This is a genomic window from Paenibacillus periandrae, assembly GCF_022458865.1.
Classification (GTDB): domain Bacteria; phylum Bacillota; class Bacilli; order Paenibacillales; family NBRC-103111; genus Paenibacillus_S; species Paenibacillus_S periandrae.
In genome coordinates this window covers 163,652-189,707 of record NZ_JAJNMU010000022.1, presented here as the reverse complement: position 1 = coordinate 189,707, position 26,056 = coordinate 163,652, and the positions used below count along the sequence as shown (strand labels likewise).

18 protein-coding genes are annotated in these 26,056 nt (G+C 47.4%); 6 read left to right on the top strand and 12 right to left on the bottom strand.

The window, feature by feature from the left end:
- Positions 1–25: 25 nt before the first annotated feature.
- From LRL21_RS32355 to LRL21_RS32315, 9 genes are all read right to left on the bottom strand, one after another.
- Complete coding sequence (locus tag LRL21_RS32355; RefSeq protein ID WP_240419900.1) at positions 26–1,000, bottom strand: DUF4340 domain-containing protein; 975 nt, start codon at positions 998–1,000, stop codon at positions 26–28.
- Positions 997–2,385, bottom strand: coding sequence for a Gldg family protein (locus LRL21_RS32350; protein ID WP_240419899.1), 1,389 nt, complete (start codon positions 2,383–2,385; stop codon positions 997–999). The genes LRL21_RS32355 and LRL21_RS32350 overlap by 4 nt, the downstream gene beginning before the upstream one ends.
- 148 nt (positions 2,386–2,533) lie before the next feature.
- Positions 2,534–3,247: an ABC transporter permease subunit gene (locus tag LRL21_RS32345; RefSeq protein ID WP_240419897.1), complete on the bottom strand. Its 714-nt coding sequence runs from the start codon at positions 3,245–3,247 to the stop codon at positions 2,534–2,536.
- Positions 3,240–4,442: an ABC transporter ATP-binding protein gene (locus tag LRL21_RS32340; protein WP_240419896.1), complete on the bottom strand. Its 1,203-nt coding sequence runs from the start codon at positions 4,440–4,442 to the stop codon at positions 3,240–3,242. Before LRL21_RS32340 ends, LRL21_RS32345 begins: the two co-directional genes overlap by 8 nt.
- Before the next feature lie 256 nt (positions 4,443–4,698).
- A complete protein-coding gene (locus tag LRL21_RS32335; protein ID WP_240419895.1) occupies positions 4,699–5,127 on the bottom strand; it encodes an STAS domain-containing protein in 429 nt (142 codons plus the stop codon).
- Between the two features lies 1 nt (position 5,128).
- On the bottom strand, positions 5,129–6,952 hold the full coding sequence (locus tag LRL21_RS32330) for a bacterial transcriptional activator domain-containing protein (RefSeq protein WP_240419894.1): 1,824 nt from the start codon (positions 6,950–6,952) through the stop codon (positions 5,129–5,131).
- Positions 6,953–7,058: 106 nt separating this feature from the next.
- Positions 7,059–7,733, bottom strand: a complete 675-nt coding sequence (locus LRL21_RS32325; RefSeq protein ID WP_240419893.1) for a tetratricopeptide repeat protein — start codon at positions 7,731–7,733, stop codon at positions 7,059–7,061.
- A gap of 88 nt (positions 7,734–7,821) precedes the next feature.
- Complete coding sequence (locus LRL21_RS32320; protein ID WP_240419892.1) at positions 7,822–10,548, bottom strand: S-layer homology domain-containing protein; 2,727 nt, start codon at positions 10,546–10,548, stop codon at positions 7,822–7,824.
- A gap of 210 nt (positions 10,549–10,758) precedes the next feature.
- Positions 10,759–13,281 (bottom strand): U32 family peptidase, encoded by a 2,523-nt coding sequence (locus LRL21_RS32315; protein ID WP_240419891.1) that lies wholly within the window; start codon positions 13,279–13,281, stop codon positions 10,759–10,761.
- Positions 13,282–13,599: 318 nt separating this feature from the next.
- Between LRL21_RS32315 and LRL21_RS32310 the strand changes: the two genes are divergently transcribed.
- The 5 genes from LRL21_RS32310 (at position 13,600) to LRL21_RS32290 (ending at position 20,760) form a co-directional block, all read left to right on the top strand.
- Positions 13,600–17,016 carry an FG-GAP-like repeat-containing protein gene (locus tag LRL21_RS32310; protein ID WP_240419890.1) on the top strand — a complete coding sequence of 1,139 codons (3,417 nt, stop codon included), beginning with the start codon at positions 13,600–13,602 and terminating at the stop codon, positions 17,014–17,016.
- A gap of 60 nt (positions 17,017–17,076) precedes the next feature.
- The gene (locus LRL21_RS32305; RefSeq protein WP_076233452.1) at positions 17,077–17,328 is read left to right on the top strand and encodes an acyl carrier protein; all 252 of its coding nucleotides are present in this window, start codon (positions 17,077–17,079) and stop codon (positions 17,326–17,328) included.
- A 6-nt stretch (positions 17,329–17,334) separates the two neighbouring features.
- Positions 17,335–18,531, top strand: coding sequence for a hypothetical protein (locus tag LRL21_RS32300; protein WP_240419889.1), 1,197 nt, complete (start codon positions 17,335–17,337; stop codon positions 18,529–18,531).
- A gap of 32 nt (positions 18,532–18,563) precedes the next feature.
- Positions 18,564–19,487, top strand: a complete 924-nt coding sequence (locus LRL21_RS32295) for a hypothetical protein (protein WP_420832514.1) — start codon at positions 18,564–18,566, stop codon at positions 19,485–19,487.
- 121 nt (positions 19,488–19,608) lie between these two features.
- Entirely contained in the window at positions 19,609–20,760 is a 1,152-nt protein-coding gene (locus LRL21_RS32290; protein ID WP_240419888.1) for an MBOAT family O-acyltransferase, read from the top strand.
- A 264-nt stretch (positions 20,761–21,024) separates the two neighbouring features.
- Here LRL21_RS32290 and LRL21_RS32285 read toward each other — a convergent pair whose 3' ends face one another.
- The gene (locus tag LRL21_RS32285) at positions 21,025–21,294 is read right to left on the bottom strand and encodes a hypothetical protein (protein WP_240419887.1); all 270 of its coding nucleotides are present in this window, start codon (positions 21,292–21,294) and stop codon (positions 21,025–21,027) included.
- Positions 21,295–21,497: 203 nt separating this feature from the next.
- Between LRL21_RS32285 and LRL21_RS32280 the strand changes: the two genes are divergently transcribed.
- Positions 21,498–22,466, top strand: coding sequence for a sugar phosphate isomerase/epimerase family protein (locus LRL21_RS32280; protein ID WP_240419886.1), 969 nt, complete (start codon positions 21,498–21,500; stop codon positions 22,464–22,466).
- Between the two features lie 235 nt (positions 22,467–22,701).
- Here LRL21_RS32280 and LRL21_RS32275 read toward each other — a convergent pair whose 3' ends face one another.
- Positions 22,702–22,926, bottom strand: a complete 225-nt coding sequence (locus LRL21_RS32275) for a hypothetical protein (protein ID WP_240419885.1) — start codon at positions 22,924–22,926, stop codon at positions 22,702–22,704.
- Positions 22,927–23,124: 198 nt separating this feature from the next.
- Positions 23,125–25,986 carry an excinuclease ABC subunit UvrA gene (gene uvrA, locus LRL21_RS32270; RefSeq protein WP_240419928.1) on the bottom strand — a complete coding sequence of 954 codons (2,862 nt, stop codon included), beginning with the start codon at positions 25,984–25,986 and terminating at the stop codon, positions 23,125–23,127.
- Positions 25,987–26,056 lie beyond the last annotated feature (70 nt).

The following is a 26,056-nucleotide window of genomic DNA, read 5'->3' as shown; positions in this document are numbered from 1 at the left end:
GAATCGTCAGGATTCCTCTAACTGCTTATTGAGCCGCTTTGGGCTGTTCTGTCGATGGCTGTCCCTCAGTCTGTGCTGGCGGAACAGGCTGATTAGCTTTATCTGCGAGCTCCTGGATGGAAGCCGCTGGAAGTGAATAAGCCCACTCACTGCCTTCCTTACTAAACCATACCGTGTCCTGCTGTAGCTTGCCAAGATAGACCTCTGTGACTTCCTTCTTCGCTGCATCAACCAGCTTGACCTCTACACGAAGCTCAGGCGCGTCCTTCTTGACCTCTGCCGTGCGTTTGGCCGGCTGGGTGGTGCTGAGCATCTGCAGCTTGTCGATAACCTGGGTCGCATCTGCAGCCTTGAGCGTTTGTTCACCAAGCTTCCAGTCGGACTCGTACGATTTTTTGTCAGCATCGACTTTGGTCAATGTCCATTTCTGTCCTTTCCAATCCACAGTCATGGCTCGCAGCTGCTCATAATCGAGTTTAACCGGATCTTTATCCATAAAGTCCATCTGGCTCAGAGCAAGTGGCTGCGTCTTGGAATCACTGAGCTGGAATACCTCCGGCGAGCCGCTGAACATCGCATAGTGAAAACCCTGAATCGCTACCGGGTCACCCACACTAAGCGTATGGACGGTACCATTTTGCAGTGTGACCTTGTATTGCTGAGCTGGCTTGGCAAGGCCAAATGGTGCCAAATCGGCCGCATTCGCATCTACTGTTTTATCTTTGCTGAGGGAAATGAAAGTTTGAACCCAACCATCTGCGCTAAACTTATCGAGTGGAAGGGGAGATGGCTTCGTCATTGTCCAATTCCCGTCTTTACGCTGCATTTCTATCTCGTTATCGCCATTTATTATTGAATAACCCGCTACTTCGTCCTTATTGATTGTGGCAAGTGCTACTGATGGTTCCGGCTTTTCCTTGAAAAAATCCTTGCTCTGAGCATACCAGAAGCCGCCAACACACAGGATCACAAGTATAAGTGTCGGAATGAGTCGCTTCATCCTTTTCTCCTCCTCAACCAAATCGTTCCGCCAACGACCAGGAAGAGTAACGGGAATGCAAATAAAGTACCGTACAAAATCGTATTCGCCTGACTTCCTGTAATCAATGCTTGCTGTAGTGCATCACCTTCACGAGGACGAATCGTTACTTGATCCTTCTGCTCCTGCAGCCAGCCTACGCTGTTCAGCGCAAAATCACGATTGCCCTGCTGCTGAAGAACCTCATCAACGAAGAACGAGGAACCGCCCAGAACGACAGCCTTAGGCTTTTGCTCTTTTGTTTCAACAACGTATCCCAGATTAAGCGGGCCTTTGATGTCCTTATCGTCCTTAGCCGTACGGTTGCTCATGAGCTGAACGATATCGGTTTCCCCATAAGCCGCATCCGTCGTCTTAAGAATCGCCGTAACGGGAAAATCAGCCACAGGTTGGTCCGCATTGATCGAAACAGCCAAATTCATCATCGTTAACAAATTGTAATCCTGCAGCTTCTTGGTAATTGCATGGAAGCCATATTCAGGTATGATCGTAAGCGGATCGTACAACTGGCTTTGCTTCGGTTCAATCGCTATCGCGTGCTGATCCTTGATTCCGTATTGAGCCAGCAGGCCATCGATATTTTTCCATTGGGTTGCCATATCCTTATTGAAGCCGAGTGCAATGTACAGCTTGCCCTTGCCCTTCAAGTATTCATTGATAACGCTGGTTTCTTTATCGCTGATATCTGTTGTCGGACCGATAACGAACAGCACCTCCGCGTCGTCGGGAATTTTGCCTTCACGCAGTAAATTCAGATCAGCCAGCTCGTAATTCTCGCCTTCCAGTCCGGTCCTCCACAAATTCATTTTATTAAGCGGAATTTCATTGTGACCGGACAGGAAATAAATTTTGCTTTTGGTTTTGGCATTCAAATTGACCAGCGCTTGAGTCAGCTTCTCTTCTCCGCTAAATTTGTACTCACCCTGCTGCTGTCCAGGTAAAAACATGTCGGAATAATACAAGACTTTCTTCTGCGTACCGCTTTCCAACACGAGTGTTCCCCCGGGATCAACGTCGTACTGCTTGGCCATTGCCGGCTGCTTTACGATATCGTAATCATCGGTGACGATTTTGGCATTGCGCTTCTTGTATTCCTGAATCAGCTCATCCACCTGACGTTTGATATACGGGTTGGTCTGATCACTCGTCAACGTGATGAAATGAACATCATTATCAAGTGATTTTAAAGTTTCCGTCGTTTTATCAGATAGGGTGAACTTTTTATTTTGCGTTAAATCAACCTGCAAATTTTTCGTGGAGTTGAGAAAAATGGTCAGGATGATGAAAATACCAATTACCGCAAGCGATAATACAACGGCATTCGTACCGCGAATCCACTTATTCACTTAGACTTTCCCCCTTCGAGTTTCACTTTAGCAAAACTAACTTCGTAAGCATGGACTTCGAGTTTCACTTCAGCGAAATTGATTTCGTAAGCATAAACTGAATTTTACATAGCAAAATGTTGCATATAGAGTCTGCTTATATCACTGATTATCTCCAGCGTTTTCTCTCCAGCACTTGGATGCTGAGCACGATAAACACGATAATCAAGGTAACATAAAACAATATATCGGCGAAATTCAGTACACCCTTCTGCAAGTTCATACCACGGCCGATTATTGAAAAGAGACCGAGATAGTCCTTAAGCTTACCGCCGAGCATATCACCTAACCATTCCACCGTCCAAAACATCAGCAATATGGCAAAAGCGACAATTCCGGTGACCATCTGATGAGCGGACAAGGAAGAAGCGAACAGTCCTATGGACATCATAGCCGCTCCAATCAGGAACATGCTCAGGTAGGATAGCCAAAATATCGGCAGATCCAGCGTTCCGTAAGCGCTCATTATCCAAGGATAAATCAGGCAGCCTGCCACAAGCATCAATTGGACAATAGCGGCAGCCAAGTACTTGCCAATGACAATTTCAGTGATGCTCGCTGGCGATGTCAGCAGCAGCTCATCCGTGCCTTGACGAAGCTCGTCTGACATCAGCCTCATGGTCAGCAGCGGAATAATCAACAGAAAGACAAATGTAACCGTACCGACCACAGGGCGAACATCAACAATATTAGGTGGGTTCAGGAAATTGGCGCTAAAGAAATAGCCTGAAATCAGAAAAAAGAAAGCAAATGCTGCGTACGCTGTTGGTGAGTAAAAGTATAGCTGTAGCTCTTTTTTGCAAATGGCCCCTATTCTACGCATTTGGAGTTCCCCCCTTATCCTGACGTGAAGAAGCAGTGCTACTGCTCTCGTTCGCTAAACGGGATGAATTAGAAGAAAGGCTCCCTGATACACCGTTACTTGACGCGGTAGGATCAATCGCTTCATTTGTTGTGAGCTTGAGGAAAATATCCTCCAGGCTCAAGCTTTCCTTGCGCATCGCAAGGATGGGATACCGCCGCTCCGCCATGCGGTAAAAGATCGCTTCGCGAATGTCCGCACGATCCGAGGCGGACACGAGAACCCGCACGGTCGGCTCCGCCGCGACCGTGGAAGACCATGCCTGCCCTGCCGCAGGCTCGGCTGGCACAGCTTCCGCGCCCACGCCGTGCTCAGGCGCGTCTTGATTCGGCTGCGGGGCAATTGCAGCCGAATCGGTTGCTGCCGATCCTCCGGCAGCAAGCACATCCGCCAGCGGCTTCACGCTGGCGATCTGCGGCAGGCTGCGCAGCTCGGCCAATACCGCCTCGCGCGGCCCCTTCACTTCAAGCGAGACTTCAAATGTCTCGCCCATCGATTGCGCCAGCTGATCGGGATGCCCATCCAGTACGATGTGCCCTTGATTGATAATTAATACTCGATTGCATAACGTATTGATCTCAGGCAGGATATGTGTGCTGAGCAGCACCGTGTGATTTTCACCCAGCTCGCGTATGAGCTGACGAATTTCAATAATCTGCTTGGGATCCAATCCCGAGGTGGGTTCATCCAAAATCAATAAATCGGGATTATGCAAAATCGCCTGTGCCAGTCCCATCCGCTGTTTATAGCCTTTGGACAAGCTGCGCATAATCTGACGCTCCCGTCCCTGTAAGCCAAGACGCTCGATGACCTCACCGATCCGGTGTTTTTGCTGCTTCACAGGAATTCCGCGGAGATCAGCAATAAATTGCAAATACGACTGTACCGACATTTCAGGATACAGCGGTGGCGTTTCGGGCAAATATCCGATCTTCTGCCGGGCTTTCCGCGGATGATCGGACATCGATAAGCCGTCAATCGCAATGGATCCATGTGTTGGATTCAAATAGCCGGTAATCATCCGCATGGTCGTGGTTTTACCTGCACCGTTCGGCCCCAAAAACCCGACAATTTCACCGCGGCTCATGGAAAAATCGATGCTGTGGACCCCTCTTTGGTTCTCGTACAATTTGCTGACCTGTTTTACCTCAAGCACCTCAAAACCTCCATTCAAAACGAATTATACCTTCTTCAAGCCATGTCCACTTTTCTGTCTGCTTAACCAAACCAACCATAATATACAAGCCGAACAATAAGCCCAGCTTAAACAAATCTGAAAATTCGCTTAAAAAAATGTGTCTAAAGTGTGAACAAACATTTTTAAACTCTTTACAAAAAAAGCCGTGAAATCTCAGACCGCTCAGCGCAGACCTCATTTCACAGCTCTTTTCAACGCTATTTAATTTATGTATTCACTCAACTTCCTTAAGCCTCTGCAATACCGTGTATTCATCAGGATATATCATCGCATATTGCGTTAATCCAACAATTCGGAACAATCGTTCCATAAATACAGATAAGCCGCACATAAAAGTTTGGAGATTAACTTCGGCCCTTTTGCGAATAAACCTCATCAGTACAGCTACCCCTCCACCACTGCTGGAGCTCACACGATGTAAATCCACAATTAATGCCCGCTGCTCAGTCTCCAAGCCACTTGGGAATTCACGGAATCTCGACAACAATACGTCAAGCCGTATCGTCAATTCTCCATTCAGCACCAATATTACCACTGAACCTGAATATCTGACCTTCATCGATAAAGTATCCGCCATCGGAAGCACCATCTCGTCCGTTCCCCCTATCGCATTGCTTTGTAAAAACCATATTCGGAAAAGCAATTTATATCCGTTCGTCCTCTACATCTCCTGATGGGTTTATGCTAACGACCATTTTACTCATTTCTGATAAAGGCACCCAACCCAGCTCTTGACGGCATACCTGTTCCCATTTGCTATACCAACGTCGAGCTTCATACTGTCGTCCCGTTGAAAGCAAAAACTCAATTAACGCCTGGTACCCTTCTTCTTCTAATGGCCGGGTCTCTATCCATTGGCTATAGTAAACCTCCGCTAGTTCACGCTTATCTTGGTTACTATAATATAGTGACAATTTCCGCAAAACACCGACCTGCTTTTCAACTAATGATTCCCGGTAGGCATCTAGCCAATCTACATAATTCAACTCAGGGATCAAATCCCCATACAACTGCCTTGCTTGATTGTAGCAATCGATTGCAAGCTCATAATCCGATCCCCAGGCCTGATCCCCCATTCGTATCAGATTGTGATAATTGACTAGATCGACCTGGCCCAGCAATTGGCTATTAATGCTGAGTGTCCCATCCTTGATTACAATAGCCGACTCCATTTGCAGCTCTTGTTTCAAGGTTTGCTTTAGCTGATGAATGATGACATATAGCTGATTATTCATTTTATTTGCGTCGACTTGCTGAAGCAGCACTTCCATCGCCCGTTCCTTTGGCGCTGACAGGTCGGGCTGTATGAGTAGATAAACAAAAAGCTCCAGCGCCTTTTTCCGCTTCCATTTCACATTTTTAACTTCTATATCGGCGTTGGTGAATGTCAATGTTCCAAAGCAGCTAATATTCCAGCTTCGGGCTGTATTAGATTTAGTTGCGCTCTGTACCCGCAGCCGCGACTCCCATCTGCGCTCCCACTGGGCTAACCATGCCGAATGAGCAGGATGATTGACCAGTTCCATCCACGCCTGAAGTTTAACTTGCAGCTGTTCTGCGTCCATGTGGCTCCCCTGCCATCTGGCTTGCAAGTACCGAATACCACATATTTGAAGCTGAATGGGCATATCACTGCTCAAAACAGCCTCCAGACGATTTAGTTGGCTCCACAGACTATCATCAATCTCACGTGCCCCCAACAGCTCCGCTTCCATTCTCTGAATCAAAAATAATGCAGCGTATTCATACGACAGCTCATCGCTATTCACGTTGCAGTAAGCAGTAACCGCTTGCTCCCATTGCTCACGCCGGCTATGTACAAGGCCATTAATGAATTGTCCCCATGTGAACAACGCAGGGTCCAACCTCGATTTCTGCTCTACATATATCCCTATTCGCTCCAGCTCCAGTTCACTTACCACAGCCAGCTGATCCATTAGGCGGTCTACATAGAGCTGCATACAGCACAGGTCGGTACCTGCTTGTATAAAAAGTGCCTCCGCCTCCTTGTATGCAGAGACTTCTCCTTCTAGTGCATCGATTAAATATGAGCCTCGAGCCAGTACATGAAGAACCTTCCCCCCCACGAAAGTCTCTTTCCTTTCAAACTCCATATGTAAAAAGCTCAGTAATGTCTGAGCATCCTGCCATTCCCCAATCCGTAAACAAACAGCAGCCAACTGCGCCATCGAATTCAACATCATGAGCTGTAAACCCATCCTGGCAAAGCCTTGAACAGCCTGTTTCAATAAGGCATAGGCTTCAGCCAGCTCGCCCTTGTGTGCACAATGCTCACCCTGAAGCTGCAGCAGCAACGCAGATTTACAGGTCCATGTTTTTGGCAGCTGATCGACCAGTTCCAAGCTTACGCTGCCACCATCCATAAGAACCCTTTCCATAGTCCAAACCGTTTCCTCATACCGCTGCTCATTCATGAGTTGAACCATTATTTGAGCTGTTGTAATCAATTATTCACCCTCTTACTCGCTATTTTTTTAAATTCTGAATGAGCATTTCTATAAACCTGAACCCATCAAAACGTGTTTACTAAGAATTAATTAGTGCATTACGCGTTCACTTTATTGATGACACCTGAGTTTGCATGGCGGCTACCACTTGCTCGACTTCAGCACGACCCTTCGTAGTCTGCGGTGTTTTTTGCAAATATACTTGAAGCTGCTCGACTGCTTGATCATACTTTTGCTGCTCTCGAAGACATAGTCCCACAAATCGATAAGCTTCAACATAATTGGCGTCACTGCTGAGCGGCTGTAAAACCGCGATCGCCTGCGCGTAATCCTTCTTTACATAAAGCAGCTGCCCTTTTTTGAATAGCAGATCCTGAAATGCAGGATTATGTTGAAGTCCTGATTCTATAACCGTCAACGCCTCGTCAGGTTTATTTTGCAGCATCAAAATGCCGGCTTTGTTGTTATACGCTTCTGTTGTACCGGGTGTCTTTTGAATAGTTTGATCGTATTGGACCAACGCCTCCTCCAGCTTGTTTTGCTGCCGGGCAATGTTGCCAAGTGCGAAATGATATTTACCTTCCCCCGGTTCCTTGGCAATTCCTTTCATTAACAACGGTCTGGCCTCTTCCAGCTTGCCTTCTTTGATCAGCTTCGTTGCCTGCACATATTCCTGACTCGTACTTTCCACCTGCTTCGGAAAAAGAATCGGATATATATACCAGATCGCCGCTACAAGGATGATGCCGATTAGACCCAGGACCCATTTGTTTTCTTTCATCTCCAGCCTCCAATCGACAATATCTTCCTTTATTTTCGCCGCAAATACAAAAAGAGTCAACCCGAAGGTTGACTCTGGCTTGGTGAAACTAGTCTTGATATACGTAAATGGTTACTGTAGGTACTGTGCTGCTGTCCGATTTCTTTAGACCAGCTATTTGTATTTGATAGACACTACCTGATACCCTTGGGTTCGTATACTTGAATCCAAAGTATGTGCCACCAAATACAGTATAAGTATTAGCAGTAGCAGATGGATTGGAAGTAACCGTTACCCCAAGAAGATCATTTGAATCAGCTGATAATGCATCACTAAATCCAACGATTAAGAAGTCAGATGCATTAGCTGCTGCCACATGGAGTGCAAGATTTGTATCATTAACGTTATTAGCACCGCTCACGCCACTATAAACCGAATTCGTAACCGAAGCCGTAGTGTTGTAAGTTAGATAAGTTACAGTAGTAACTGAAGTTGAAGCTTTAACAGTAACCTGGAATTCTTTAGTACCAGAATTGCTGCCGCTGCTAACAGTAGCTGTTAATGTTACTACGGTGTCGGCTGTCGGACGAACTACAACACCTGTGTTACTAACCACAGCCGCGTTCGATGAAGACCATGTAATGGTTGTTCCATTCACTACGTCTGATGTTTCCAAAGTAAGATTTTGTGTAACCGACGCAGCTGAATCACCAGAAGCATAACCAATGGCTAGCGCATTAATACTTGCAGCCACAGCTGTTTCTGAATTCCCAGTAGCTTTAACAACTAATACTGTAAATGATTTTGTAGCAGTGGAAGTACCTTTACTGATTGTCGCCGTCAACGTTACTGATGTGTCAGCGGCAGGACGTGTAACGGTACCGTCATTGCCGATTACAGAAGTGTTCGAAGAAGACCACGTAATGGTTGTTCCGTTGTTACTATCTGTTATTAGCAACTTGAGGTTGCTTTTAACCGATGCTTCTGAATCACCCGTTGCATAACCGATTACCAATGCATCTCTGCTTGCGTTTACTGCAGCAATATCAGGTGATACTTCTACTGTACCGCCTCCAGCTTCGATGGTTATAGTAATGCGCGCAACTGCACCCGTATCTCCAGTCAATGTGACTGTAACTGTGATCGTTAATGTGACCTTTTCAATATTGACAGTCGAAGTTACATCTAATGCAAGGCTTGTTACTGTCGAAGCAGCAGATACATTAGAAATAGCTCCCGCACCATCCAACACTACCTTAATATTTGCTGTTACTACCAAAGATTTTAATGTAGAACCTGTCTCTGTTTTTACTTTCGAGTTTGCACCCAGGTTCAATGCTGCCACGGAAGTGCTGCCACCGCCAGTTGTTGGTGCACTTACATTAATAGTTACATTAGCTGCCAGACTAGACACGTAGACGGCGTCTGTAATTGTCCCTTTAAGCTGAACTTCCTTGCCCGCAGCCCCTGCTTCGATATTGATATTACCAAAGCTACCTTTAGTTGCTTCGATAATGGCACCAGAACCTACATAAGTGCTTTTGATTACTGTAGTTCCCTCTGTTACAACACGAACCAATGCTGTTTGAGACGCGTTAGTATCAATTTTCAATTCTACTACGATAACAACATTTACTAATTTAATGGAATTAGAGCTACCTGAAGCAACGACGATATTATCCGCTTTAATATTTCTCAGCGTAATTTCGCCAGTTTCGCCAGGGTCAAGCGTCAATGTTCCATTAACTACAGTAGTGGAACCGTCAGCAGGGCCATAGGTACCACTTTCAATCAATCTGATATTTTTGTTTAAAGTACCACCCATTGCAAGCAATTGCTTATCTGATATAGAAAGAGAGCTACCGCTGCTGCCACTGCTGCTGCTTCCGCTTCCGCCAGTTGCTGCACCGGTTACCGTAATGCCTGTGTCTTTGCCTAAGTAGCTAAGCTTATACACAGTTCCACCTGTTTGCACGCTGGTTGTTAAAACAACTACCGTTGTGCTTCCGGATTTCAACTCTGCTTTGGTAACGGTCAAGCTGTTATCAAATGTGAAATCGGATGCAGACACTGTACCTACTGCTTGATTGAAGGTCACTTCTACAGTTGTATTGTTCGTTACAACAGCGGAGCTAACAGCTAAAGTTCCAACAGCAAGTCCTTTTGCCTTATTGATGATAGTGTCCTTATTGTTCTTGAACTCATAGGCCAGACGAGCAACCGCTTGTCTTTCCGAGTTGTCTTTAGGACTGAATTTGATAGAGCCTGCTCCATCGTCAATACCTTGCAAGAAGCCTACTTTGAATGCAAGCGATACATGAGCTTGAGCCCAGCTTGATACAGTGCTCAGATCGGAAACCTTGGCATCAGCAGCAACCTTGGTTGCTGTCTCCTCAAGACCCAGAGCGCGTATAAAGAATACAGCCAGCTCTTCTCTTGTTACTTTCGCGTCAGGAGCAAAAGTAGTAGCCGAATTTCCTTGTGTGATTTTGGATTGAACCAAAGCTCCGACAAAACCTCTGTACCAGCTGTTTTTGTCCACGTCTGTGAAGGCAGCCGCTTGGTCAGGATCTTCTTTCAATCCAAGAGACAACACGAGAATTTTGGCCAATTCGGCGCGGGTGATCGATTTACGCGGTTGAAAGCTCCCATCCTCGTAACCACTGATTATCCCACTATCGACCAAGCTTTGAATTTCCTTTTGCGCGTAGGAATCTGCGATGTCCTTCAATGGCACTGCTGCAGCGCCCCAAGCTAATGCAGGCAATAGCAAACTGAACAACAGCGTGAACACAAGACCAGAGCTGATCTTACTGCGTGCTTCTTTCAAAAACATTGTTTCTCCTCCTCTTATTCTTTTGTCAATGAACATGGATCATCCAGTAAATGTGCAGCCTCCGAACAAAAATAGGGGTTTACACATATTTACATGAATACATACATTATCTGTATCATACAATATCGGACCTTACAAAAATCTTACAAAAATCAACAAAAAAGCAGTCAGGACCTAGTACAAAGGCCCTAAACTGCTTCATATTCCATGTTATTTTTTTAAAAGCTGTCCTCTTGTGACACCCAGTTGATTGGTTGCCTTCAAGGTTTTCCATACTTGAGTCCCACTAATTTCACCGTTCAACGCACGCTCGTACAAGGAAATAACCTCTTTGACCTTATCCCCTGTCTCCTCTAAAAACTCAATACGGAAGGAGGAAATTCCCAAATCCATGAAGTTCCGCACATATTCAGCACCAGATTGATCTACCGCATTATACACCGTATTCCGACAGCCTTCGTCAACCCGTACCGGATGTGACATGCCGACACGATCCTGAAGTGAAATACTGTGGTCCTCGCAGGGACGTCCGCAGTTCGTATAATCCGTCCCTTCACTGAGGAATGTACAATATACACAATGCTCCGTATGGAACATCGGCATATGCTGGTGAATGACGACCTCCAGCTTCGAGGTATCTGCCGCATGCAGCAGATCGACCATTTGCTGAATATTCAAATCATAGGAGGGTGTAACTTTATTCAAGCCAGCTTCGAGGAACAACGCCGCTGTTTTATGATTGGAGATATTCAAGGAGAAATCTCCGATCAGCTCAGGATGCTGCTCATTCGGCTGTTCGAGCCGCTGCTTTAAATAGAAATAAACAGCTCCCGTATTTCGAACCAGAATCGCATCCGGCTTCAGCTTCGAAATATTACGGAAATATCCGGTTTCCCCCGGCATATGAATGCGTGGAGTAGCAAGCGCAATACGCTTACCGGCGAGGCGCGCCGCTTCTACAGCTGCGGGAAATTGCTTAATAAACTCGAAATCGGCGATCACCATATCAACATGGGTAGCAAGCGCCGCTTCAACCTGCTCCAGGCTGCGGCATAAAGCGGTCATACGTACCTGTGGAATCGTAGAAGAAATCTGCTTCTGCTGAGCAGGGTGCTCAGGAACGTCAGCATAAGCATCGACATTGCGCTTCACGTATGCCCGCGGACGCTGACGTTCAGTCTCCAGCAGCTCTACAGCACTGCGGCGCATGCTGTTAAGCTCGCGCATCGGTACGATCAGTTCCCCTTCCAGCTGCACATCAAGCTCTCCAAGCTCTAGAATCGTACCGCCCAATCGACCCAGCTGCTCTGCGAATAACGCTTCGTCCATCGGCCGCTTTTGTGCTTGTACCAGCGGCAGCTCCGACTCTACGTAGGCAGTATGCCCCGTTCGCGTATCGGTCCACCAGCTGCGTAGCGGTTCACCCAGTCTTCCAGTTACTTTAATATTCACCGGAAAGGTACGGTAAGGCCGATCATTTTCGAACGATTGACGCAGCCTTTTATCCAGATGCGGATCATTCGTTTTCCATATCCGGTCCCCCACATGCAGGCGCTTCAAGTCAACATCGTTGCGTCCAGCAATAATTTCGATCAATCCACCTGCCGCTTCACCCTCCAGCTTCACACCTCTACGGCGGATGTCGTATACACGACCGCCTTCTTCTTTTTTGGTCGGATCCCCCGCGTCAAAGCAGATGCCATCACCGCGTTTAACAGGAGCTTCAAGCTCACAGACCACGCCATCACGCAAAATTTGCTTCACACGACCCAGATAAATACCACGGCTTTTCGGATAGGTGCCTTCTACGAGCTGCTTGTTATTTGTACCCTTTAGAAATCCGTACGTAAACCCGCGGGAAAAGCTTTGCTCCAATTCACGCAGCTCCTCCTTGCTCGGTCTTACATCACCACCGTCAAAGTAGCGGTCGATCGCTAGCCGGTACTTGCTAACTACGTTTGCCACATACTCAGGGCTTTTTAAGCGGCCTTCGATTTTAAAGGAAGTCACGCCAGCTTCGATCAGCTCCGGAACCAGCTCAAGCGCCGCCAAATCCTTTGGTGACAGCAGGTAGGCGATATCGCCCATCGGCTTTTGCTCCCCATCGACCATCAAATCATACGGTAAACGGCAAGCCTGCGCGCATTCTCCACGATTGGCAGAACGGCCTCCCCACATTTCCGAGGTCAGACATTGTCCCGAATACGATACGCATAAAGCGCCATGCACGAACACTTCCATCGGCAGCTTTGCCTGGTCACCAATTTGCTTGATCTGCTTAAGGTTGTTTTCACGCCCCAATACAACCCGCTCGATATCCCATGGCTTCGTAAACTCGACAGCCTCTGGCGAGGTGATCGTCATTTGCGTCGAACCGTGAATAGGGAAATCCGGTGAAATCTCGCGGATCATCTTCACGAGACCGAGGTCCTGCACGATAACCGCGTCCACGCCCGCCTCGATACAGGCTTCAATTAGCTCTTGTGCTTCGCTCAACTCTTCTTCAAATACCAATATATTAAATGTCAAAAATCCCTTCACCCCATACAAATGAAGAAAGGACATAATATCCGGCAAATCATCCATTAAAAAATTGTTCGCTCTTGCCCGTGCATTGAACTTCTCTACACCGAAAAATACAGCATCAGCCCCATTGGCCACTGCTGCCCGTAAACAATCCCAGTCTCCGGCAGGTGCCAGTAATTCAATATCCGATCGTTTAATTGTTGTCATGCTTATATGCCTCCGAATGTTGTTCCATTTGCAAGTACCCGTAAGCAGAGTAACTGCAGTGATCTTTCTTAAATGAACATGCTCCCATATGCGTGCAGCTCAATATGAGCTTCTATACATACAGTGTAACAGAATTGTCAAGTCTAAAGCCAATGGAATTGCCTTCATAAACAGCAAAATTCATATAAAAATGCTGTGAATCTACTCTTTTATTCAACTTTGGCGTCTCTGCACCCAAGTCTCTCATAAGTTAACAAAGATCTGCATCCATGATATACTATTTGAGTAGTTTAACCGAGTGAAAATTGAGGGGTTTTTTTGAAGTTAACCAAAGTCCGGATTACAGGCGCCGCTGTTGGTCTCCTGCTAATCCTTGTCGCATTTGTGTGGCTGTTTGTTTCCAATAAGGATTTATCGATTCGCATGGTCTATGTCACGAATGGCGACAGCTTCGATACCGCGGCATTCGGACAGCTGAACCAGTCCTTAGTTGCCAATTTACAGCTGGAACGACAGCCTCTCGATAAGCTAAGCTCACGGCAGTTAAAAGCTTTTCATACCGTATACGTAGATCCTTCTCTACATGGAGCATTATCTGTGAAGCAGGTCGATATGCTGCAAAGCTATGTAGCACAGGGTGGACATTTGTTCCTTGAAAATAGTTTGGCATCCGATTTTCCATTAGATTTTATAGGTGCCAAACAATTGGTCGGACTCGCTCCACCAGATAGGATGCAGGCAAGTACACAGCCTCAAGAGGCGGGCTGGTCATCCTTCGAGTATCCCGAGGTCGAGCTGAATTTGCAGGCTATCCAGCAGTTATTCCGTCAGTTTATTGATAATTATCTGCAGCATGACGGGTTGGCTGATCTAGGTCGTTTTTCATGGGGACAAGGCCTGCTCGTATCTACGGCTGAACCGATCGTCACACTGAACGATACGACATTGTTTGCTTTGAACCGATATGGACAAGGGACCGTATTTGTCAGCAGTGCCCTGCTGCCTAATCGCTATTATATTACAGGCTATGATTTGGCTGGCGGTATGGACGCAGCACTTGGCTTTACCAAGCTTGCCGAGACGATGAACAACAGCAGCAATCCTGCCCCTGGCGCCTTATATTTTGATCGCAGCCAGCTGCCCTTGGCGCCTTACTTTCATTTCACCTTCTCTACAGGCAGCGCGCTGCTTCGCAGTGAATATGCTGCGTTTGTGTCCAAGGAGACGTTCGGGTACAGTGTAAAAAAAGTGCTTGGTCCTTATGGCCGGCCTGCAATGGCCCATCAAAATCATTTTGAAGCCATTGAAGCGATACGGGATGGCGAAGGCATTCAATGGGCGGAATTGTTGAAGAAGTACAATCAGCTTCCTTCATTTTCTCTCGTTCGCTCCTCTTTTCATTGGGGGCTGTGGCAAGAATCGGTAGCTGTTCATTTAAATACAGGCACGAACGAAAAACCTGCTTTTGTTGGTGAAACGGTAAATTCGTTTTATTCCAGCGGCACTCGTCTCATCAGCGAAGGGCGTCCCATTCAGCTGGCACGTGACCCCAACTATCACTCGCTGGGCGATGCCTTTCAAGAACCGTATCGCGCCTACCCGGCACTGGCGGATCTGAATGGCGATGGGCTTGCGGATCTGATTGTCGGATCATCCGATGGATCGATTTATGTCTACCCTAACTTAGGCGCGCAGCCTGAAGCTTATGCCGGGCAGGTGCTGCCGGAAAGCGTGAGTGCGGGTGAAGTGCGAGTAAGTAACAGCGCAAAGGACAGTAAGGACAATGCTGACGTGCGTAAGGGCGCAAGCATCGCGGCACCCGATGCCTTCGGCAAGCGGGAGCCACTTCGGCTGGTGAATGGGCAGCCGCTGCAGACCGGGTCTAACGCAAGTGTAACCGCGTATGACCTGAATGCCGACGGTAGGCCGGATCTGATCCTCGGCCTATCGGACGGCACGCTAGCCGTCGCCTATGGCGCAGCCGACGGCGCGTTTACACCGCCTGCCCCGCTGCTTGCGGGCGGGCAGGTCATTCGCGCCGCAGCACCTGTGGCTGCGGCTGTCGGTGACACCACCGGCGACGGCGTTCCCGACCTCGTGGTCGGGGATGCCGCAGGCGGTGTCACGCTCTACCGCGGCCAACGCGAAGCGGGCCGCGAGGGCGCCGCAGGCGCAGGCGGCGTCAGCCCCGGCGCAGCCGGGCAGCCGCTTGCCTTTGAACCCGGCAGCCTGCTGTTCAGGCTGCCTGCGGCATACGCTGCGCCATCGCTGCACGACGTCAATGGCGATGGCCGACTCGAGCTTGTGGTCGGCAGCTCGGAAGGCGATCTGCGTGTGTATACGCAGCAAGCAAACGGTCAATGGCAGGCAGACGGCGTGCTGGAAGGCTCTACGCTGAACCAGCTCGGCAATCATGCGCTCGTCGGAGGGCACAATTCCGTGCCGCTATGGTATGATCTGAATCACGACGGCAAAGATGATCTGATCGTCGGACAGCTCGAATTCGGGATGCCAACAACGGTAGATGATCCCAAGTTCCCTTACGCTGAGCAGCTGCAGGCTTTTATTCAATATAGTAAGGATCACTATCTCGAACTGTATCCGCATCTATTTGTCCATAATTTCACAAGCGATGCACAGGAAAAAGAGGAGCTCGCACTGCATCGGCAGGCCTTTGATCGACTCGGTATTCCCTGGAAGATGCCAGGAACCAACCAGCATACGTGGCGAATCAATAACCCTGATCCTACACAGACGCTGTGCAACGAGCGGGATGCCGGAATATGGTTTAACTTCGGCTTTAGACCTGCCAACATCCCTAATGAGCCGCGGCTGGGCGTGCAGTACAATTGGGGAATGCCTTTTTTGATGACAGATTCCACATCCGGTCTGCCAAGCCAGCCACCTATGCTGCTGAGCACACCAGCACCCGTACTTCGTCTTGATCCGCAGTATACGACGGAGGATTTGTTCGATTCCTATATTGCCCAGGATATGCCGATTGATTATTTCGAGCATATCGAATATAAATTTCCAAGCGGAGTTGGAGAGCTGCTCGAATTTGTGAAATTTTTGGATCAAATTCGCAATCAGCACAGCTACAATTTTATGTCGGAGACGCAAATGGCGCGTACGGTGCTCAATACCTTGACAACACAGGTAACCATTTATCGTCCTTGGAGCGAAGTCGTTATGGATCGAATCAAGCACATGTTCGGTATGCAAACAAAACCTACGATTCGCATCAAACCGCTAACGCAAGGCGTGCCTGAACAGGCTGCCGAATACAAAGGAACACTTGGTGTTTCCATTGAGCGTGGTCAAGCCTATGCAGATCGTCCATTGTCAACAGAATCGGATATTTCCGATTGGCGCAATGATAAGCTATATGTAGGTGTTCCGTTAACTACACTCGTTCGCTTTGAGAATATGAAGCCATCCGGCAGTGATTCTGTTACTGAATCCGGCGGCATAACCATCCCTATCCCTGCTGCTCCTTTATTGCCTTCTGCCAGTCCGCATTTATTGCGCAGCAATGTGCCGTATACACTGCACAAGTCTCCCAATGAGTGGAAGCTTGAGCTTCAATCGGACGGTATGCAGCAAATACAGCTGAGAAGCGCAGTTCCCCTGAATATCGAAGGAGATCAGCTTCAGGTCGTGCAGCAGGATGGTAGCGATCTGTATACCGTAACCCATTTTGGCGCAGCAACGACGATCCTTATTCATTATTAGTCGGTACCTGCCGCCTTTATACTTAGCTTTCAGAACTGCCCAAACAAGGAGGAAACCCACATGCAAGACCTGCTTTCCCAGTTAGAATCGCATATCCGCAATCGCTACGAAATAGAAGCGGATGACGATGAGTTTACCCCAGATGTCCATCTTTTCGATTACGGTTATGTGGACTCCATCGGCGCAACGGCGTTGATTGCGCATATCGAGCAAACGTATGGCATTCAGGTGACGAATCAGGACCTGATGCTGTATTCTATGAATACAGTGCGTGAAATCGCCGACTTCATCCAAAAAAAGACTGCGAGGTAATGACCTATGGAATGCGTCGTTTCCCTCGAAGGATTGGCACTAAGCCAGCATGGCCAGCTGAAATACGCGGCCGCCTTCATCGACGAACAAATTCGCGATATTCGGCTTGAAAATAATCATATTCATATTGTCCATGAATCACCCAAAGGCGATGCTGCGATTGAAGCACAAGTACGCCGCTTGATCGAACGTTTTTCACATGGTGATTTTGGCTTCAAAGAAAATATTTTGTTCGAGCAAAAGGTGAACACTCCTTATGAAGGCGATATTATTGCCGAGCTCGTAGACCGCAAAATCATTAAGGTTCTGGAGGAAGGCCTGTTCATTTTCCGTGAACCGTTTTCCAGCCTGATGCGCTTTTTTGACTATTCGTTCGTCACTAAGGTCGGCAATCGCTTCGAAGGCATCAAGGAAGAATCCTATCCGGCTGTTATTCATTGCGAAACACTGAATAAAACGAACCATTTTACATCGTTTCCCGAGCATATCCATTTCTTGACACACCTGCGTGAGGACTTGGACATTATTGAAGCCTTTTCACAATCCATTCGTGAGTCTGGTGGCTGGAAGTCAGACGCTCCGCTCGATATGAATACTACAATGCCGTCACCAAAGTTCACGATGAACCCTTCGACCTGCTATCACTGTTATGAGGGCTTGCAAAATGAAACGCTGGAGGGCGACGGTCTAATCGTTTCCGCTATTTCCAAATGCCATCGCTTTGAATCCCGTAACCACAGCGATTTTGGACGTTTGCTGGATTTCAGCATGCGCGAAATTATTTTCGTCGGCAAACCTGAGTTTGTTAAGGAAAACCGCCTGCGTGCTATTGAATATATGAAAGAATTGGCTGTTGAGTGGAATGTTGACTGTATGCTGGAAATTGCCAATGATCCTTTTTTCACCAATGATTTTCAAACTAAGGCTTCGTTTCAACGCAATCAGGAGATGAAATATGAGCTTCGTCTGACGATACCTCACATTAAAAAATCAATTGCCTGCGGGTCGATTAATTTTCACAGCAACACGTTCGGCAATGCCTTTCAAATTAAAATGGGTAAACGTCCCGCTGTTACTGGCTGCGTAGGCTTCGGGATTGAACGTTGGACCTTTGCCTTCCTGGCCCAGTTTGGGTTGAATGAAGCCGATTGGCCAACAACGTTCCACGAGCAATATCACGCATGGCAGCAAAAATCTCTATAATTCTTAACACTAAACAAAGATGTGGGTTCCTTATGAAACTGATCGCCTTTTTCCGTAAAAACAGCTTTGTGCTGCTGCTGCTCGCCGCTTTTGTGCTATCGGACGTTCTGATCTCGATTTGGGACCCGATGGTCACCTCGCGGCGTTTTTACAAAAATGACTTTACCAAAACCTTATATCATCACGGCTGGCTGGATCATGGACCGGTTTTCTTCGGAAATTCCTCCGTCACAGGTGCCTATATCGAAGAGCAATCCAAATCGGGGCTTATTGAGCTGGGACTGTCCTACGGGAAGCTAACCGATCTGCAGGAGCTGCTGGAGCGGCAGCTTTTTCACGTCGAGGATCAGCTTGTGATTGCTATCGATGTACATACGATGATCGACAGTCTGGAAACAGACCCGACCTATCAATGGTTCAAGCCCTGGTACCAGCCCTATGTATATACATATCGCGACTATTTCAGGGATTCCGGCGGTGAAGCCGTTCGGCAGCTGTATGAGGGTGCACTGGAGCTGAACCGCTCCAAGCTGTTCGCTTACGTGCCTCGCTGGATTGATAAGGAGCTTTATTACGGCAAAAAGACCGATGATGAGCTAAAGACCAAGTGGGATGATTACGAGCGCCGCTTCGGCTGGATGTCACAGCCTGATTACAAGGATAATTTACAGGCACTCGATTCTATTTTGCGATATGCTGATGATCACAAGCTGCCTGTACGTGTGATCTGGATGCCCTGGAATCCGGCGTATCCGGTTCCCAAATATATGGCAGGCTTACAAGCCACAGTGAATCAAAAACTTGCTCAGCATCAGGTTCCTGTGCTGGATCTTCTCAGCACCTACAAGCCCGCACAATTTCATGATCTCGTCCATTTGAGCCGTGAAGTCGGGGCTCCGGTATTTACCAAGGAGGTTGACGCATGGCTCCAATCCCTCGCAAAATCGTCGAAGTAATTGTGTATACGGCGATGCTCATTATTGTTTTGATCTATTTTACAGGTAAAGGATTGTTTATATACGAGGGGTTCTGAGCCTCTTCAAGGCTCGGCCATCTTTCAATCAAGGGAGTCAGGTTATGTGGTATTTGAACATGAACGCAGTCATGGCCATGTGTGGAATGATTCTCATTCTGGCGCTTACCCGCTGGTGGCCCCACAATAAACGCATATTACTGCTGGCGTTCAACCTCAGCTTCCTGCTGGTGTTCAGCAAGAAGCTATTTGTCTTTTACATCATCTATACGATTGTAAATTATATCGCCTTTCGATTCCTGTGTCAGACCACCTCCTGGCGCAGAGGCTGGTTTATAACACTCATTGCTCTTAATATCGTCGGCGTTTGCGGAATGCGTATGTACGGAATGCAAATATTTGAAAACCCGTTGTTCGATACAGTGATGCTGCTTGGTCTGATCTACAACGTGCTGAAGGTTATCGATGCGCATTATTTCGCCTATTTTATCGGTAAAGACGCTCGTGCCGGGCTGATGGATTACGCTAACTATATTCTTTTCGTGCCAACCTTTACTTCAGGACCTATTCTTAAATTCCGTGATTTTATGGCGGATACGAAGCAGCCCTACAAGCTGTCTTCGTCGCAGGTTGAGGACAATGTCAAACGAATTATTATGGGATTGTTCAAAAAGATCGTAATCGTTACCTGGATGACCGACGTGTTCAACCATATGCAGCAGGGTGAGCTCCATACGCATCAATCACTGTTTCTGATGGTCTGGTTTTACGCGCTCATTTTTTTCGATTTCTCAGGTTATTCCGATATCGCCATCGGCTTTGGTCGCTTAATGGGCTATAATATTCCCGAAAATTTCAAAAAACCGTTTCAGTCTCCGACCTTGACTCAATTTTGGCGCAACTGGCATGCAACATTGGGAGATTGGTTTCGCGAGCATATCTTCATGTTTTTTTCACGTCAAGCTCCCAGCAAAGTGACAGCAGCAGGCTTGTCCATCCTGATTATGGTGCTGATCGGCCTCTGGCATGGCTTTAGCTGGCTCTACTTTTTCTACGGTCTTTATCACGGAATCGTGATTGCATTGGAAAATCTGCTTGGCAAATCGACAGTCAATAAGAAAAAGGTATCACGTTCCTATTTCCTCGCCCGCTGCGTGCTCACCCAAGCTATTGTCACCTTCTCCGTCATTATCTACAGTGGTAACACTGAAACCGTATGGAAAATTTACCGCGGACTGCTGAATTGGCCATTTTAACCAATTAGCTCACACCTGAAGCAGCCCGCTTGCTTGTTTTTCAACCGGAAGGGATCCTTGATCCGGCTGTACGCCATACTTATCAAGTACCCAGAGTCTCTATCCGGTTATCCCGGGTAAGAGACTCTTTTCATGAGACGCTGAGCTCGGCATACTGCAAGCTGCGGGTACTCCGTTTGGACAGAAAGAGCGAATTTTTGAACAGGATGCGTTATCATGGGCCTGAGAGCTCCATCAACAGGCAGCCTGAAGGAGGCTCACTGATTACTTTTTCAGCTTGGTGCGCGATACCTTTGCTCTGGCGCCGCCCGCATCCCGTTTCTTCATATTACGGCTGCTAACCGTACATACTTCATCCTTGACAGTGCAGGACACAAAATGGTGGGGTACTGGAACACAATGATGACGATTAACCACTTCAACAGGATGAATTACCGGTACCGGTTGTGGATAGTAAAAATTGCGGATCACCTGCGTTGGATCTGTAAAAACCGGGTCAGCCGGCGGACATTGGAAATTGTTATTGTAAGCCAAATGGATCATCTCCTTCTCTGTGAATGGTACAGTATATGTGGGTCTTTCATTCGCGCTTGTTCATTCGCCTAGTAGGCAAGTAAATGTATACCCAACTCAAATAGGAATGTCCTCATCTTGCACTTTGAGTTAGCAAGCAAACAATGTTATAATTTGTTATAGTGCGTACACGCGTACATTTCTTATTTTCTCGGAGGTGTCTTATGAAGTTAGGCGTATTTGCCGTATTATTTGCCCAAAAATCTCTTGAAGAAACCCTCGATTACATTGCTGCTAAAGGCTTGGAAGCGATTGAAATTGGAACAGGTGGCTACCCTGGAAATGCACATTGCAATCCGGAAGTATTATTGGCTGATGAAGGAAAGCTGAAGGCTTTTAAAAAGGCAGTAGAATCCCGTGGGCTCACTATTAGTGCGCTTAGCTGCCATGGTAATCCACTCCACCCGCAGCATCCTATTGCATCAGATCATCATAATACGATCATCAAAACGATAGAGCTGGCTGAAAAGCTGGAGGTTCCTGTCGTCAATACATTCTCTGGCTGCCCGGGCGATCATGAGGGTGCCAAATATCCAAACTGGCCTGTAGCACCATGGCCGAATGATTATCAGGAAATTCTGGACTGGCAGTGGACGAACAAGGTTATTCCTTACTGGACGGAAACAGGTAAATTCGCTTCTGACCGCAATGTCAAAATCGGTCTTGAGCTGCACGGCGGCTTCTCTGTACATACACCAGCTACATTGCTTCGTCTTCGCGAAGCTGCTGGCGACGTTATCGGCGCTAACCTTGATCCAAGCCATATGTGGTGGCAGGGTATTGATCCGGTACAAGCGGTGCAAATATTAGGCCGTGCCAACGCTATCCATCATTTCCATGCCAAGGATACAACCATTGATCCGATTAATGTTAACAAGCATGGCGTTACCGACATGCAATCGTACACTTTAATGCTGGATCGCGCATGGCAGTTCCGTACTGTCGGTTACGGTCATGACTTGAAAACATGGGCTGATATTATCAGCGCACTTCGTCTTGTCGGCTATGACTATGTAGTTAGTATTGAGCATGAGGATGGCTTGATGTCCGTAGATGAAGGCTTTACTAAGGCCGTACAAAACCTGCAGCAAATTTTGATTAAAGATCCGGTTGGTGAGATGTGGTGGGTTTAATCACAGTGTAAGTCTCTGCTTGGACAGAGAGTTTGACTGATGGTTATTCAAGGATATGTATTTTAAAAAGCTGAGGGCTCATGCGCCTCGGCTTTTTAAATGCATGTCTGAAGATTCAGTCGTCCCATTGATTGTTGAACAGTTCGACATACAAAAAAAGCCCTCGGACTCGGGTCCAAGGGCTTCTCTTCGTTATAGGGTAAGGTTCATAATAGGTGATGCCTGTGTTAAGTGTCTAGAGTTTACCCATCCAGCTCATAACCATTACAGCATCCATCACTAAAAAAACGACCAAACTAATTCCACCAAACCCGATGGCAAAAATATTTTTCTTAGGAGATGCCAGTAAACGTACTACACCAATAGCGATTACAATCGTGAACAAGATCACGAATACGTCAAACCCGTTAAAAGTTGATGCGGCTTGCGCTGCTTTTGCTGCCTCTTCGGCCAAAAACATCGAGAGACCTCCTCATGGTTACAAAATTGCATATATTCTATCTTAGCTTGACTAGCTGCGAAGTGCAAGTGATTTGCTGAAGTGTAACAACTTTGTCAACATTTCTTGCATCTACGTGGATACTTGTTCAAAAAACAACTGTGTATCTATACAGTGTCCATTGCATCTAACATTTATAACTCCCGATGTGATAAAATGCTAGGCCAACTGCTCTATATATTCGGCGGATCTCGCTTTATCTCGCTCCAAGATAGGCTTGAGGTATTTCCCTGTGTAGGAGCCTTTTACCTTTACGACTTCCTCAGGTGTTCCCGTAGCCACGATCGTACCACCTTTACTGCCGCCCTCGGGACCGAGATCAATCATATAATCCGCTGTCTTGATGACATCCAGATTATGCTCGATGACAAGAACGCTATCCCCATTATCTACCAGCTTGTGCAGCACCTTAAGCAATCGATCAATATCGTGAATATGCAGTCCGGTCGTTGGTTCATCGAGAATATAGATCGTTTTGCCTGTGCTTCTGCGATACAGCTCAGCCGCCAGCTTCACCCGCTGCGCCTCTCCACCTGACAAGGTTGTCGCTGGTTGACCCAGATCCATATAACCGAGACCTACCTCAAGAAGCGTATGCAGCTTACGATGAATCCGAGGTACATTTTTGAAAAATTCGCATGAATCCTCAATGGTCATGGCCAATACGTCGGAAATGCTTTTGCCTTTGTAATGAATTTCAAGTGTTTCCCGGTTGTACCGTTTGCCTTTGCAAATCTCACAAGGTACATACACATCAGGTAAGAAATGCATCTCGATCTTGATGATTCCGTCCCCGCTGCAAGCCTCACAGCGTCCACCCTTCACATTAAAGCTGAAGCGCCCCTTCTTGTAGCCACGCACTTTAGCCTCATTGGTAGTAGCAAACAAATCGCGTATATCGTCAAATACCCCAGTATAGGTAGCAGGATTGGATCGCGGTGTTCGGCCTATTGGCGATTGGTCGATCTCGATCACCTTGTCCACATGCTCAAGCCCGATAAATTCTTTATGCTCACCCGGGCGTACCTTGGCTCTATTTAACTCCTTGGCCAAAGTTTTGTACAAAATTTCATTGATTAATGTACTTTTCCCTGATCCGGAAACACCCGTTACACAGGTAAATACGCCTAACGGCAGCTTAACGTTCACATTACGCAGGTTATTTTCCTTAGCTCCCTTGATTTCCAGCCATTTCCCATTCGGTTCCCGCCGTGAAGCAGCAATCGGGATGAATTTCTTGCCGCTTAAATATTGGCCAGTCAACGAATGAGGATCATCCATAATCTCCTGTGGTGTTCCCTGTGACACGACCATTCCGCCATGCACACCAGCACCAGGACCGATATCGATAATGTAGTCAGCTGCCATCATCGTGTCTTCGTCATGCTCTACCACGATTAGGGTGTTACCGAGATCGCGCATATGCTCAAGCGTCTGTATTAAGCGGTCATTATCACGCTGATGCAGTCCGATGCTGGGCTCATCCAAAATGTAGAGCACGCCCATCAGGCTCGACCCGATCTGAGTCGCCAAACGAATCCGCTGTGCCTCACCACCGGATAGTGTACCCGCTGCGCGATGCATCGTAAGGTAATCCAGCCCTACATTAACAAGGAAGCCCAAGCGCGCTTTGATTTCCTTGAGAATCAATTGGGCTATCTGCATTTCTCTATCTGTCAACGACAAGGAATCGAACCATTCTGCTGAGTCACCGATGGATAACGAAGTGACAAAAGCAATATTTTTCCCATTGATGGTGACAGCCAGCGATTCAGCCTTCAAGCGCTGACCTTTACATTTGCCGCACGGCTTCGAGCTCATATAGCTCTCGATGTGCTCACGAATACCTTCTGAGAACGTATCCCGATAACGACGCTCCAGATTATGAATAATACCCTCAAATGGAACCATTGCTTCTTTCCTGTGCCCCATATCATTCTCGTAACGGAACCTTACCTTCTCGCCGCCTGTACCCAGCAGCAGCTTTTTCATCTGCTCGGGCGTCAAATCAGCTACGGGGGTCGTCCGTGAAATCCCGTAATGCTCACATACGGCAGCCAGAAACTGCGGATAATAGTTCGATGTACTGCCTGCCCAAGCCTCGAAAGCTCCTTGCTCAATCGATAGCTGCGGGTTTGGAACGAGCAAATCGGGATCAATAACCATTTTACTGCCTAGTCCATCGCAATCCGGGCAAGCGCCGAACGGGCTGTTGAAGGAAAACATTCTGGGAGCCAGTTCTTCGATGCTAAACCCGCATACTGGACAAGCCAGATTTTGGCTGAACAGCAGCTCTTCCTGATCGATAATATCTACGAGCACCCTGCCTTCACCGAGCTTAAGCGCCGTTTCCAAGGAATCGGCCAACCGGCTCTGCACATCGTCTTTAACAACGATACGGTCAACAACCACTTCGATATTATGCTTTTTATTTTTATCGAGCTCTATCTTCTCGGACAAATCCATCGTTTCGCCATTCACGCGCACACGTACAAAGCCCTGCTTGTTTATGTCAGCCAACAGCTTCGTATGTTCGCCCTTGCGACCCGATATAATCGGAGCCAGTATCTGCAGACGTGTTCGCTCCGGATACTCCATAATCCGGTCTACCATCTGCTCAATGGTCTGGGACGTTATCTCGATCTTATGATCGGGACAATGTGGACGCCCAATACGAGCAAATAACAACCGAAGATAATCGTAAATCTCCGTGACCGTTCCAACAGTAGAACGCGGGTTACGGCTTGTCGTTTTCTGATCAATGGAAATCGCCGGGGATAGCCCCTCAATGGAATCCACATCAGGTTTGTCCATTTGCCCTAAAAATTGCCGCGCATATGCAGACAATGATTCTACATAACGGCGCTGCCCTTCAGCATAGATGGTATCAAAAGCAAGCGACGATTTGCCTGAGCCGCTTAAGCCTGTAAGCACAACAAAACGATCCCGTGGAATCATAACATCAATATTTTTTAAATTATGCGCTCGCGCGCCCTTGATCACAATATTATCTCTGATCACGTGCATAACACCATCCTTTTGATTTCAACGGATTGTCAAGCGTCTGCCATCTTATCCATTATAAACGATT

Bases quoted from the DNA above. Each gene is read 5' to 3' on its own strand.
- LRL21_RS32355 (WP_240419900.1), bottom strand. From the start codon at position 1,000: ATGAAGCGACTCATTCCGACACTTATACTTGTGATCCTGTGTGTTGGC.
- LRL21_RS32345 (WP_240419897.1), bottom strand. From the start codon at position 3,247: ATGCGTAGAATAGGGGCCATTTGCAAAAAAGAGCTACAGCTATACTTT.
- LRL21_RS32325 (WP_240419893.1), bottom strand. From the start codon at position 7,733: ATGAAAGAAAACAAATGGGTCCTGGGTCTAATCGGCATCATCCTTGTA.
- LRL21_RS32320 (WP_240419892.1), bottom strand. From the start codon at position 10,548: ATGTTTTTGAAAGAAGCACGCAGTAAGATCAGCTCTGGTCTTGTGTTC.
- LRL21_RS32315 (WP_240419891.1), bottom strand. From the start codon at position 13,281: ATGACAACAATTAAACGATCGGATATTGAATTACTGGCACCTGCCGGA.
- LRL21_RS32305 (WP_076233452.1), top strand. From the start codon at position 17,077: ATGCAAGACCTGCTTTCCCAGTTAGAATCGCATATCCGCAATCGCTAC.
- LRL21_RS32300 (WP_240419889.1), top strand. From the start codon at position 17,335: ATGGAATGCGTCGTTTCCCTCGAAGGATTGGCACTAAGCCAGCATGGC.
- LRL21_RS32295 (WP_420832514.1), top strand. From the start codon at position 18,564: ATGAAACTGATCGCCTTTTTCCGTAAAAACAGCTTTGTGCTGCTGCTG.
- LRL21_RS32290 (WP_240419888.1), top strand. From the start codon at position 19,609: ATGTGGTATTTGAACATGAACGCAGTCATGGCCATGTGTGGAATGATT.
- LRL21_RS32280 (WP_240419886.1), top strand. From the start codon at position 21,498: ATGAAGTTAGGCGTATTTGCCGTATTATTTGCCCAAAAATCTCTTGAA.
- LRL21_RS32275 (WP_240419885.1), bottom strand. From the start codon at position 22,926: ATGTTTTTGGCCGAAGAGGCAGCAAAAGCAGCGCAAGCCGCATCAACT.